The sequence below is a fragment of the Bacillus sp. DU-106 genome (genome assembly GCF_004799705.1).
GTDB lineage: Bacteria > Bacillota > Bacilli > Bacillales > Bacillaceae_G > Bacillus_A > Bacillus_A cereus.
In genome coordinates this window covers 2,537,606-2,550,030 of record NZ_CP026607.1, presented here as the reverse complement: position 1 = coordinate 2,550,030, position 12,425 = coordinate 2,537,606, and the positions used below count along the sequence as shown (strand labels likewise).

Here is a 12,425-nt window from a genome sequence, read left to right as displayed (position 1 = left end):
TATGGCTTTTTACCGCGTTTGATTCTTTTTAATTCAAGTTTCAACATATTAGTACAATAATTCAATTGTATCACTGCGAAAAAGAATGAACATTCCTAAACCAATTAGAACAATTGGAACAATAATATGACAATTGTTCTCAAGTACTTTAACTAGAATAGGAGTTCTTATCAATTTGTAGCTAATAAAACACCATATCGCTATCATGGAAAAAAAGATTATTAATGTAACGATATTTGCTTCCAAGGATTGACTAGCGAACATTGGTATATAAATTGAGATATTGTCAGCTCCATTAGCCAATGTAATCGTAGCTACTTTAAATAATGACTCAGAAGTGTTATCAATGACTTCATTACTTTTGTTAGAACGAATCGAGGCTTCTCAAATCATTTCATTTTAAATTAAATAACTCTATTCTCTCTATACTAAAAAGAGCCCTATATTAGGACTCTTTTTAGTATTACGCCACTTTCCGATGTAGATGTTTTAGTTCTTTTGTCTTCTCTGCAGTTGGTGGACGGATTAATATTGAAATAATGAAGGAAATAACACTTAAAACACCAATTATAATGAAAGTTGGTTGAAATCCTCCAAGTATCGCTCCAATGAATGATCCTGCAAGCGCACCAAATCCGAAACCTTGGTAGACAATCCCGTAATTTGTACTATGGTTTTTTAATCCAAAGAAATCTCCGACAATAGCTGGGAATATAGTTATATTACCGCCGAAGCAAAAGGCGACACTTGCTACACAAGCAAAATAGATTCCGTAATTTAGCGGAATAAAACTTAAAGTAAAGACTGACAAACCTATAATAATAAACGTTGCAGAGACAATTTTCATTCGGCCGATTTTATCTGATAACGTCCCAAGAATGATTCTACCTACTGTATTAAAGATCGCAATCATAGCAACGGCGTTTGCAGCGGTTGCTGCGCTAAGTCCAACGAGTTGTACACCGATATCTTTTACCATACTGATTAAATACAAACCACCCATACACGAGGTGAATAACATAAAAAATAGCAGATATACTTGTTTCGTTCGCATCATTTCACGCGGAGTATAGTCATTGTGTAATGTTTCAGTTACAGCATTACTTACAATTGCCTCGCGTAAGAAGAACGATCCGATTAACACTAAAAGTAACACGATAATACCCCAATATAAGAATGCTTGTGATACACCAAGGTTATCGATAAGATTTCCGTTTATATATCTAAAGATTAAGCTGCCCATTCCATACGCTGATACAGATATACCTGAAATAAGCCCTTTCCGATTTGGAAACCATTTAATTAAATTAGATAGTGATGTAATGTAAGCTGTTCCATCCGCATAACCAACAACGACACCAGCTAATAAATATAATAGTGGTAAAGAAGAAACTTGAGAACTAAGTATTAAGCCGAGTCCTAAAACAATTCCTGCAGTAGCAATAAGTTTCCGAAGTCCTAATTTTTTCTGTAACTTTGCTGCAAATAAAGTTGAGAATGATAAAGAAAAACTTGTTATAGAGAAAGTTATCGCTACTGCATTAAGATTCCATCCAAACTTACTTACAAGGGGTTGATTAAATAAACTCCATGTATAAATTGTTCCAAGTCCAATTTGAACAATGATTGTACCTAGAACAATTAGTAACGGATTTATAGAAGTTTGTTTCATGCTAACTGTCCCCTTCTTTTATCTTGACATGAATTTTCACAGTTAGTATATCCATCATAAATTGCAAGATACTGTACGGAAAATGGTAATTAAGTTCATATACACAAAAAGACACTTCATAAAGAAGTGCCTTTTGCAGGTTATATCAGATATTTCTAAAGAAAGCTTTGTTAAGATAAGACATTTTCAAATGCTTATGTATATATGTTATCAAATAATTTCTTAAATGTTATGAGACTTAAGACGTATTTTTCATTCATCATATAGTCGGATGAAAAATTAATATTCGATTTCATCAAAATCTTTCGGCTGCGGTACAGTTTGCATATTAGCTGCATCTTTAGGATCGCTATAAATTGCATTTTGCTCTGTATTTACATCTTTTATATTTTGCTTTTTATTTTTGTTCACTTTATCTTTCACTTCCAATCACTCCTTTTCGTTATAGGAGTAATTATGCCCTATTACCGTTACTAAATGTATCTGCGACTAAATTACTAAATTCACGTAAATAATATAAGTAATTATCACCACCGTAGTTATATCTTTTATTATACATTTTTGCAACAACTACATTATATTCAGGTATTACTAAAATGGTCGATCCAGTAATCCCTAATATTTGATACGACCCTTTTGGAACACGTTCACCAAGTTCGCTTAATTGCGCAGGCTCATTTTGGATGAACCAAAACAATCCATTTTGTGGTAGCTCTTTGTTTATATATGTTGGACTCTGCAAACTCGTAGCGATTTTTATAACTTCTTTTGGAACAATTTGTTTACCATCTATCCCACCTTGATTTAAATGAAGATTGCCCCACTGCGCAAATTCTCTAGCTGAGACAAACAAATTTTTTTCAGTACCGTCATCTACCGTACCAATTTCACTAATTGCGTCTTCATTTGGATTATTAACAACGTCAACTAAATTTTCATCTCGCTGAACTCTCCAACCTGTTTCTTGAAAATTAGCAGGCTTAAACACACGCTCCTTTAACAATTCAGGAAAACTTTTGTTATATAGCTGATAAATAAGACGTGTCATCATTCTTACATTAATATCTCTATACGCCCATGATTGCCCCGGTGCAAATTCACGAAAAATTGTCCTGTCATTCGTTTCTTCTAATCCATGCGAATGTGTTACTAAATGTCTTATCGTCGTTTTACTAAGCAATGCAGGATCAAAGTCTTTAAAATATTTTATCGCTTCATCATCAATAGAGTTTATTTTCCCCTCATAAAGCGCATACGCTATCATTAATCCTAAATAACTTTTTCTAGCAGAAGCAACGTTAAATTGTGAAGATGCTGTTACTCTCTTGGTTGTAGATGTATTTGAGTGATAACCACTATAATGCTCTAGTACGATTTTATTATCTTTTATAATACAAAGTGCTGTAGCAGAACTATGATTTTTTTCTTTTATATCCTCTACCCAAGAAATCAACTTATCATATGTATACAAATAAATCCCCCTTAATACACATCAAAATTACAGCATGAAAGAAAAGTGCAAAATAGTTTTTACACCTTTCTTTCATATAAAATAACTTGAATTTTCTATACTTAAATAATCCACCAGTTCCAGCAATTAAAGCAACTGAAACATCCTGCGCATCCTATGCATCCGCCGCAACGACCTGCACAACCACCACATCTACCGCCACATCCACCGCAACGTCCACCACAACCGCCACATCCGCCGCAACGACGTGCATCGTCTTGAATGTAATAGTATGGATATTGACTTTGTTGTTGATCCCAATACACAACATTGCCAGTTTGATAATCATTAAGGTTTAATGATTGTAGTTCTTGTTGAAACTGATTCATTATGAAACCCTCCATTTATAAATGTAAATTCCGTCCAAATATTAAAGTTAATAAATTCTTTTAAACAAAGTAGAAACAAGACTATAGACTAAATGCGTACATCAACAAAATATGAACTTACACTAGGTGATGTACCTTGTTTTTCAGCCTATTTTCTTTATATTCATTCGATGGACGTATTTACTATAAATAAAGTGATTTAAAAATTACTAATCCAACAATTTAGTAGTTCATCACTTAACTTTCTTTCTAGTAATTCCTTCACTAAAGGCATTGGCATGATTTCATAATGATTTAAGGCTTCTTTATTATAATCTATCCAGTGAAATGCTAAATGAGACTCGCTAGATTTCGGTGTTAAGTCCGTATGTAAATCTTGTGACTCTACTTCAAAAATGTGGTTAATTTCATGATGAAGCACTTCTTTATCTTGCCATTGATTTTCTATGACGCCTAAAAATTGTTGTATACTACAGTTTACTCCAAGTTCTTCTCTTAACTCTCTTTTTAATGCATTCTCTGCTGATTCTCCAATTTCAACATGGCCACCAGGTAAAAAATAATGATGGCCGATATATTCAGCAACTAATAATTTTTCATCTTTTATCATGACTGCTCGTACAATATGATGAAATTTACTTTTCAATTGATATTCCTCCTAGTTATTTAATGTATAGTTTCTCAAAATAGTCATTTAGTATTGGTATAATATAAATCATAGGTGTTTCATACGGATGAATATCATTAATAACTTCAAGAGCATCTTTTACAAGTTCTCGTTTACACTTTATTTCAACTTTACATTCTTGTCCTTCGCATATTTGACCAATTTCTCCATTAAAAGGAGATGCCTCTTCTAAAGGTCTCCAATATCCTTTCACTGAACTATAGGAAAGACAATGGTCATATTCGCCCGTTTTACATGCTCCAATTTTATTTAATTCATCCCTTAATGTTTCAATATATTCTTCAGGAATGAACACTTCAATTTTCACTTCAGTAAATTGCATATTTCATTTCACACCTTTACTTCTTAATAGTTAAACAAATAAACGGTATACTTGCTCACCATCATACTCCTGTCCTAATGATATGAAACCATATCGTTCATATAATTTCTTTGCAGAGAGATTATCTTTATGTACGGTTAATCTTATTTCTTTACACGATTTAAAAGTATTTTTTATTATATCAATACTTTCTTGTAATGCTGCTTTTCCATAACCATTACCTTGTTGCGATTGATCAATAATAAATCCGTTAATCCAATACATATCCGATGTCTCTATTACAACAGCATGCATAACAAAACCAACCATAAGGTCCCCATCGTATATAGCGAATGGTATGTACTCTACATTGTCACCATCTGGTTTTATATATACTTTAGCAAGTGAAACTGCTACAGCGGGGACAAATTTTCTTTGATCTTCTTTAACTTGTAACTTTAATGCATCTTCCCAATTGTCTCTCGTAACAACCTTTAACTGGACATTCAATATTGTAAGCTCCTTTATCTAGAGGATGTATTTTTATATTCAACGCATTGAAATAATTCCCTTTTTCGACAGCAACTTATAACATAATTTTTATAAAATCTTGAATGAATTTTTCTGCATCTATTTCTAAAGCTATACGGGCTCCTTCAGATTTAGAGTTAGGGCGAAAATCAGCAAATGTTTGTCCTTTCGTATCTCCGTATGTATCTACATTTACTGTACGATGCACAAATTCAAAAAAACTTGGATTTACTAATCCGCTTATTGCAACCACATCATGTAGCAAAGGTCCTTCCATAGATGGATTAAGTTTTTGGTATGCGGATAGATAGTAGTCATACATTGGTTTCATTATCATATGAAATGGATTCTTTGCATTAGCTTGAATATAGTTAAATACATTTGGTGTTAACACAGCTTTGTTTGTTACATTTAAAGGGAATATGAATAAATTCTTTGCTTGATGGAAAACAATTTTACTTGCTATCGGATCTCCATACACGTTTGCCTCTGCTAATGGCGTAACGTTTCCTACTTCTAAAAAAACACCACCCATGAAATAGATTCCTTTTACATTTAGCATTAAATCATTCCATAAATTAAAAGCAATTGCTAACGAGGTAGATCTTCCTACATCAACAATCGTTAAATCTTTTCCGTACTTTATAAGAATCGCAGCAATACTGCCGAAATTATATATTGGAATAGATAATATATTTCCTGGAACATGGATGGGCCCTAATCCTTCTGCTCCGTGAATTTCAGGATAGTACGTAGTGATTTCTTCTGTCAGTGGTTTTGTTGCACCACTAATGACAGGAATGTCTTGTCTATTTGCTAACTGTAAAATATACGCTGCATTATGTGCAGCATGTATATGCTCAACATTTCCGTATCCGGTTACAATACCGACAATTTCAATTTCGGGATGCAGTAAACCATACATAATGGCAAATGAGTCATCAATACCTGGATCTCCGAAAAATAATACTTTTTCCAAGAAATACTCTCCCTTCATAAAAACATAGAGTCATCAATAACTATGTATATGAAAAAAGCAAGTATATCTATGCGAATTTTAGAATGGATAATGTTTTACAAAACATTAAAAAGGAACTAGCGAATGCTAATTCCTTTCTTCAGTAACCATTCTCAAATTTAATTAATTATCGTATCCTTCATAAATCGCATCATTTGTTAGATTTTGTGTTTTTTTATCATCAGGTATAGGCTTCCACCAATTTCCTGTAATAAATAACATAGTTAATAAATTATAACTATCACTAAAATAACTTTCTCTCTTATTCTTCATCCAATCCCAACCACTATTTACCCACTTTTGATTATTGCTACTCGTTATACTTGCAGCAATAAACGGTGAAACAAATACAGCAGTTGAATAACTACCAATATTGGATCCGTTTAATTGATAACCATCCACAATTTTAGAAGGATTTCCATTCGTTTTATTTTGAATCCATGAAGAGACTTTATCAGAAATGACTTTACTTCTTTTCTCGCCGTACATCGCATAGTCCATTACAATTCTCAATGGTACCCGACTAGCATTGTAATAATATGCATTTGTATATTCTGACTCATCTAAGAAGTCTTTAGGTGCGGGTTGTGGTGGGTTTTTTACAACGAAATCTGAAATAAGTCCTGTATTTGGAGAGTACTTATTACTAAATTGCGTATAAACATCGTACAAATTATTAATAACAGTAAGCCAAGTTTTATCACCTGTAAATTCATAAAATGCTCTAAGGTGTGACATCATCCAATCAGATGGTCTCGTATCAAGTGAACTTTTAGAATCCCAATCTCCTAAATTTAGTCGATTATTATTTGTAACATTACTAGCTTTAATACCTTTTGTAATCATGTCTTGTGCTTCTTTCAAATAATTAACTGTTCCATTAGATCCCCACTGCTTATGAGCAAGAAGAAGAGAATACGCAATATCTAAATCTCCATCAGTAGCAGAATCAAAATGACCTTGTGCTTTTTTACTATCTGCGACAACCCATCCCATTAAATTAGGATTTTGAGAACTTTTAAAAGTTCTTGCTGTTTTAAATAAACCGTCATAGATTTTTTGAGCATTCGAATCATAACCAGCCATTAATACTGTAATTATCATCCCATACCCTTGACCTTCTGAAGTTCCAAGTGGCTTAAACCCATCAGCATCACCTGTAATCTCTCCTTTTACATAATAACCACCAGGTAAAGAAGATAAATCATTTTTCAAATATTTCTTTTTCCAATTATCGTAGTAACTTCTTACAGAAGCATTTAAACTTTCCTGTGTAACATGATTCGGTTTTATAACACCTGCATAATTAACTTGCTGGGGAAATGGTTTCATCTCCTTTGCAGCAGCTACTTGTTGATTAACTACGGGAATAGAATTTTGTATTGAATTGTCCGTTACACTTGCTGCGAAACTAGAATTAGAAAAACTAGCTAGTCCGATTCCTACAATAGAAATACATGTGAAAATTTTTCTTTTTCCATTCATTATGTTGTCAGCTCCTTTTAAAATGCTTACTACATAAAATGTAACATACAATATTTAACTGAAATACAAAATATTATATTTATCAACATAAGAAAGAAACTATATAAAAAAGTATCATAAAATTATTATTGAATTACATTATACGGATTGATTATTTGCTAAATTCCTATGTTTTTCTTTTCTTAATACCGGTATATGAGCAATCACAATTCCAAGTATAGTAATTCCTCCGCCAATTATCGAAACTAAAGTTGGCACTTCTCCTAACCATATCCAAGCAATGAAACACGCAGTTATTGGCGTTAAATATAGAGAACTTGTTGCTTCAGAAGCACCAGCACGAGATATAATATAGGCCAATGAAATATACGGGAGTACTGTTGGAAAGACACCTAAATATATAACGCTCAAGTTAACTTCAAGAGGAGCTGCTAGTATTTTTTGATAAACTCCGGGTAAGAAAATAAGCATACATACAGTACTAGACAAAATTGTATATATGGTAAATGGTAAGAAGCCGTATTTTTTTAAGTAAGATGTTTGGAAAACGAAAAATAGACTTTCTGAAATCGCCGCTAATAATATAAATAATCCCCCGCTATTCAATTGAATAGCGTCGCCTTGGCTAAATGAAATTAAGGCAATTCCTGCAAAACTCATTACACCACCGATCCAGCCATTTAATTTCATTTTTTCATTCAAAAAAACAGAAGCAAGAATTACCGTTACTATTGGAGTGACTGAAATTATTAAACTTGCAGATCCAGCATTTACTGTTTTTTCGCCGTAGTTTAATGCGATGTGATAAATAGTAAATCCTAGAGCACCAAATATAAAAATTGCTGGGATATCCTTTAAATCCGGTAGTCGTAGTTTGTATATAAATGAAAATAACAAAAGTATAAATGAAGCGATTAATAAGCGTAGTAAAGTAAGGTGTTCAGGCGTATAAGATTCAAGCCCCATACGAATTGCTGGAAAAGCAGTTCCCCATATAAGAATTGTAAAAGCGTGAGCACATATAATGCGTAAATCCCATTTTTTATTATGCATATTTTCTCTCCTTCCCTAAAAAACCAACCATTTTTAAATTACCAATTATTTCTTTTCATCATATTTAATAGTTGATACAATGTCTTCAACCAGTTATTTATCGGAAAAACCAACTACTTTGAATCTTTTAAATAAACGAAGGAGTTTTTTATATGACAACCGATAAAAAAGTGCCCAAATATCGGCAGATAATAGACTATATGAAAGAAAAAATTGAAAACGGAGAATGGCCAATTGGAAGTAAAATCCCTAGTCAGCGGCAGTTAGCAAAATTATTTCATGTAAATCGAAGTACTGTAATAAATGCGCTAGATGAACTTATGGCAGATGGTTTAATTCAAGGACAAATCGGAGCAGGAACAATTGTAATGAATAATACATGGTCATTATTAGCAACTAATCCTCCGCCCGATTGGAGTGAATATGTAAAAGCCGGTATTCATAAACCAAGTAAGTTAATGGTTCGAGAAATAAATGAAGCAGAAGCAAATAAAAAGCTTATCCATCTTAGTAAAGGTGAACTTGCACCTCACCTTTTTCCGCTCGAAACTATGCAATCTATAATAAAAAAAGTCAGTGAGGAATTAGATTATTTTGGATACGAAGAACAAAAAGGTTTTTATCCGTTACGAGAAGCAATAAGCCAATATGTAAGATCATTTGGAATACATGCATCACCAGGTTCTATATTAATAGTCTCTGGTGCACTCCAAGCATTACAATTAATATCAATTGGTCTTTTACATAGAAAGTCAACTGTTTTACTTGAGCAACCTTCTTACTTATATTCACTTCATGTTTTTCAATCAGCAAATATAAATTTATCAGGTATATCAATGGATCATCACGGTATTTTACCTAACGACTTATTAAAACGAATTAAATATAGTCAAAAGAATAATATTTTATATTCAATCCCTTGTTTTCAAAATCCAACGGGGCTATTGATGTCCAAAGAGCGAAGAAAAGAAATATTAAAAATATGTGAAAAAGAGCAATTGCCTATCATCGAGGATGATATTTACCGAGAGTTATGGCTTGATGAATCACCTCCAGCTCCTTTAAAGTCGATGGATAAACATGGACATGTATTATATATTGGTAGTCTCTCTAAAACACTTAGCCCAGGACTTAGAATTGGATGGATAATCGGACCAGAACCTGTTATTGATAGATTGTCAGATATAAAAATGCAAACAGACTATGGATCCAGCTCTTTATCTCAAAGAGTAGCTGCTGAATGGATAAATGAAGGTTTTTATGAAGCACATGTAGCAAACGTAAGAATGCACCTGAAAGAACGAAGACAAATAATGATACGAGCTTTAAATAAATATTGTGCAGATATTGCATCATGGGATATTCCTAGTGGTGGATTTTTTATATGGCTAAAGGTTGTACATAACATTCCGATGAAAAAACTATTTTCAGAGGCACTATCAAAAGGAATTCTTTTAAATCCGGGACGTATTTATGAAGAAGAATCAGATCAGTACATTCGTTTATCATATGGATATGCTACTCCAGAACAAATGACTAACGGAATTAAATTGCTCAGTGAATTAATTCGGAAGTTAACAGCATAAAAAAATCCTCTTTTGTTTTTGGAGGATTTTTTTATGTATCTTATTTACCACAATTTCATTTCCTGCCCTAATAAAATAAGCTCTTCATAAGGATCTCCGTCAATATTTAATACTTGAGCAAAAGCAGGTTCTGTTTTTAAACCTTGTTCCTTTAAGCGAATAACTTCTTCCCTTATATGGCGATGCTGCATTAATAGCATGTGCTCCACTATCATGTGTCTATATGCATTTTGATTACGCACTGGCTTCGGTTGAGCAAATAATTCAAATTCAAAACCTTCGAATTCAAAATTCACCTTTATCGATTCAGTACCTTTAATTTTTTTCTTTTTTATGTTGAACCCTCCATAAGAACCATATAAAGATCTCATTTCCTGCTCAAAAACATCAAAATTATATACTTCCATTACAATATCTAAGTCAGATTGAGGAGTATCAATTCTTATAGGGATTGTCCCGCAAAGAACGGGATTATATAAAGCTAAATCCTCCATTATGTTTAGGCTATTCAAAACATCATATATTTTTTGTTGTTTCTCATTGCCAGATTGTAAATATGTAATAGATGTAAACATAGAAGTCTCTCCTTCATTTAACATAATAATCATCTCACTAAATATTAAAATCATTGGGTTTTGTTCTAGGAGTACCTTTATTTCAATATATTAAGCCGAACTAACTATATTTTTCAACTTTTCTCCTATACTGCAATACTATAAAAATAAAAAAGGAGGAATTATTATGAGCATTTTTAACATTCTTTTAACCATACACATCCTATTTGGAACAATATGCTTAATCACTGGTATTGTAGCGATGGTTGCCCAAAAGAAGAAAGGAAAACATACCGAATGGGGCGAAATATATCATGCATCCTATGTTGTCATTACCCTTACGGCAATAATATTATCCATTATCAACTGGGATAAAATCGCATATTTATTTTATGTAGCAATCTTCTCTTATTCATTTGCGATTTATGGATACCTTGCACGAAAAAAACGTTGGAAAAATTGGCTCCATCACCACATTAGAGGCATGTTAGGTTCTTATATTGGTGCAGTCACCGCACTTTTAGTAAATGTCGGCATCCATATTCCCATTATAAATTTACTTCCGCCAATATGGTTTTGGTTTTTACCGACCTTAATTGGTATCCCCCTCGTAGCCAGTGTATCAAAAAAATATAAAAAGCGTAGTTGAAATTAATTACATTTTGATTACTTTCTGATTATTAGAATGAAAAATTATACTCTATGCATCACGAATGATATTATAAGTGCTCGCCCTATGAATATTTAAAATAAAGTGCCGCCCAACTGGACGGCTCTTATTTTCACTTTACAAACGTAACATATTCACCAGAAACCCATTGATTTCCACCAACATTATACCAACCATCTTTATATCCAAACGATTGATATTTTTCACCTTGATACACGTTTTTCACAATGCCGTAATTTGTTCCAGGGCCGGTACGAACACGCAATACATCCGCGATTATAGTAACTACACCTACACCATCATTTGATGATTGTGAAGTTGCTGGTACATTTCCTCCCGTATAACGGATATATGATGGATCGTTATAAACCCACTGATCGTCACCTAGATTTAACCAACCATTTGTTTGTCCAAATACTTTGTAGGACTCTCCTTTCCCTAATTGACGAATAACGCCATATCCAGTACCAGGTCCTTTTCGTAAATTTACATTACTACCGTTAATATAAGCAACCCCTACATTATCATTCGACGTGGGAGGAGTCACTACGTTTTGAGCACCTTTTCCAAAAGTATCCGTTCCATACCCTTTGTAGTTATATTGCAAATGCGGGCTATCCACAAATCCTTTCCAGTCACCGCCCCATTCGAAACCAATTTGTTTAGCATAACGAATTGCTGAAGCCCACGGTTCTTTATTATAGCCATTCCAATCTTCTGTACCATTCGACTGAATTGGAACAAAATCTAATGCCTGTCCTACTAAGTGATATGAGCGCATCGTTTGTGATGCTCCTTTACGAACATATTCACGTTGTTGCTCGACTGTACGGATTGTTTCATAAATTAATACTTCAATTCCATTGTCGATACAGTACTGATACCACTTAAAAGCTGCAGCTTTCGTATTATCCGCTAATTTATTCAGATTACTTACATTTCTATTGTGGTATTTCAATATGCAACATCTCCTTTTCTATTATCCTATGCAAAACTCGTCTCACGGGTTGTACATATACCTAGAACGA

The 12,425-nt window shown here is 33.2% G+C and carries 14 protein-coding genes and 1 pseudogene; 2 read left to right on the top strand and 13 right to left on the bottom strand.

Translation table 11 applies throughout. The features are described from left to right. Positions 1-48 precede the first annotated feature (48 nt). From C3Y97_RS12995 to C3Y97_RS12950, 11 genes and pseudogenes are all read right to left on the bottom strand, one after another. Positions 49-378: pseudogene (locus C3Y97_RS12995) on the bottom strand (cadmium resistance transporter); the annotation flags it as partial. Between the two features lie 85 nt (positions 379-463). Continuing rightward, positions 464-1,672 carry an L-lactate MFS transporter gene (locus C3Y97_RS12990; protein ID WP_000815119.1) on the bottom strand — a complete coding sequence of 403 codons (1,209 nt, stop codon included), beginning with the start codon at positions 1,670-1,672 and terminating at the stop codon, positions 464-466. A 279-nt stretch (positions 1,673-1,951) separates the two neighbouring features. Beyond that, entirely contained in the window at positions 1,952-2,095 is a 144-nt protein-coding gene (locus tag C3Y97_RS27840; RefSeq protein WP_000653680.1) for a hypothetical protein, read from the bottom strand. 31 nt (positions 2,096-2,126) lie between these two features. Then, entirely contained in the window at positions 2,127-3,143 is a 1,017-nt protein-coding gene (locus tag C3Y97_RS12985; RefSeq protein ID WP_000288895.1) for a serine hydrolase domain-containing protein, read from the bottom strand. A gap of 101 nt (positions 3,144-3,244) precedes the next feature. Beyond that, positions 3,245-3,511 (bottom strand): heterocycloanthracin/sonorensin family bacteriocin, encoded by a 267-nt coding sequence (locus tag C3Y97_RS12980; protein WP_001071389.1) that lies wholly within the window; start codon positions 3,509-3,511, stop codon positions 3,245-3,247. 199 nt (positions 3,512-3,710) lie between these two features. Then, the gene (locus C3Y97_RS12975) at positions 3,711-4,157 is read right to left on the bottom strand and encodes an NUDIX domain-containing protein (protein ID WP_000836832.1); all 447 of its coding nucleotides are present in this window, start codon (positions 4,155-4,157) and stop codon (positions 3,711-3,713) included. Positions 4,158-4,173: 16 nt separating this feature from the next. Beyond that, positions 4,174-4,521, bottom strand: a complete 348-nt coding sequence (cutA, locus tag C3Y97_RS12970; RefSeq protein ID WP_001160791.1) for a divalent cation tolerance protein CutA — start codon at positions 4,519-4,521, stop codon at positions 4,174-4,176. A gap of 30 nt (positions 4,522-4,551) precedes the next feature. Beyond that, complete coding sequence (locus C3Y97_RS12965) at positions 4,552-5,010, bottom strand: GNAT family N-acetyltransferase (RefSeq protein WP_001102671.1); 459 nt, start codon at positions 5,008-5,010, stop codon at positions 4,552-4,554. 76 nt (positions 5,011-5,086) lie between these two features. Then, positions 5,087-6,010: a nucleoside hydrolase gene (locus tag C3Y97_RS12960; RefSeq protein WP_000416786.1), complete on the bottom strand. Its 924-nt coding sequence runs from the start codon at positions 6,008-6,010 to the stop codon at positions 5,087-5,089. Between the two features lie 162 nt (positions 6,011-6,172). Further along, positions 6,173-7,534: a family 8 glycosyl hydrolase gene (locus tag C3Y97_RS12955; RefSeq protein ID WP_136363438.1), complete on the bottom strand. Its 1,362-nt coding sequence runs from the start codon at positions 7,532-7,534 to the stop codon at positions 6,173-6,175. Positions 7,535-7,672: 138 nt separating this feature from the next. Continuing rightward, complete coding sequence (locus tag C3Y97_RS12950) at positions 7,673-8,587, bottom strand: DMT family transporter (protein ID WP_071740715.1); 915 nt, start codon at positions 8,585-8,587, stop codon at positions 7,673-7,675. Between the two features lie 152 nt (positions 8,588-8,739). Between C3Y97_RS12950 and norG the strand changes: the two genes are divergently transcribed. After that, on the top strand, positions 8,740-10,173 hold the full coding sequence (gene norG / locus C3Y97_RS12945) for an efflux pump transcription regulator NorG (protein WP_071740714.1): 1,434 nt from the start codon (positions 8,740-8,742) through the stop codon (positions 10,171-10,173). Positions 10,174-10,217: 44 nt separating this feature from the next. Here norG and C3Y97_RS12940 read toward each other — a convergent pair whose 3' ends face one another. Further along, a complete protein-coding gene (locus C3Y97_RS12940; RefSeq protein ID WP_136363437.1) occupies positions 10,218-10,748 on the bottom strand; it encodes a DUF4269 domain-containing protein in 531 nt (176 codons plus the stop codon). Between the two features lie 166 nt (positions 10,749-10,914). On the opposite strand from C3Y97_RS12940, the gene C3Y97_RS12935 reads away from it, so the two are divergent. Beyond that, positions 10,915-11,376 (top strand): DUF2306 domain-containing protein, encoded by a 462-nt coding sequence (locus C3Y97_RS12935; RefSeq protein ID WP_000021744.1) that lies wholly within the window; start codon positions 10,915-10,917, stop codon positions 11,374-11,376. Positions 11,377-11,509: 133 nt separating this feature from the next. Here the strand turns inward: C3Y97_RS12935 and C3Y97_RS12930 are convergent, their stop codons facing one another. Then, positions 11,510-12,355 carry an SH3 domain-containing protein gene (locus C3Y97_RS12930; protein WP_136363436.1) on the bottom strand — a complete coding sequence of 282 codons (846 nt, stop codon included), beginning with the start codon at positions 12,353-12,355 and terminating at the stop codon, positions 11,510-11,512. Positions 12,356-12,425: the final 70 nt, after the last annotated feature.

Bases quoted from the DNA above. Each gene is read 5' to 3' on its own strand.
- C3Y97_RS12935 (WP_000021744.1), top strand. From the start codon at position 10,915: ATGAGCATTTTTAACATTCTTTTAACCATACACATCCTATTTGGAACA.
- cutA (WP_001160791.1), bottom strand. From the start codon at position 4,521: ATGCAATTTACTGAAGTGAAAATTGAAGTGTTCATTCCTGAAGAATAT.
- C3Y97_RS12940 (WP_136363437.1), bottom strand. From the start codon at position 10,748: ATGTTTACATCTATTACATATTTACAATCTGGCAATGAGAAACAACAA.
- C3Y97_RS12980 (WP_001071389.1), bottom strand. From the start codon at position 3,511: ATGAATCAGTTTCAACAAGAACTACAATCATTAAACCTTAATGATTAT.
- C3Y97_RS12950 (WP_071740715.1), bottom strand. From the start codon at position 8,587: ATGCATAATAAAAAATGGGATTTACGCATTATATGTGCTCACGCTTTT.
- C3Y97_RS12955 (WP_136363438.1), bottom strand. From the start codon at position 7,534: ATGAATGGAAAAAGAAAAATTTTCACATGTATTTCTATTGTAGGAATC.
- C3Y97_RS12990 (WP_000815119.1), bottom strand. From the start codon at position 1,672: ATGAAACAAACTTCTATAAATCCGTTACTAATTGTTCTAGGTACAATC.
- norG (WP_071740714.1), top strand. From the start codon at position 8,740: ATGACAACCGATAAAAAAGTGCCCAAATATCGGCAGATAATAGACTAT.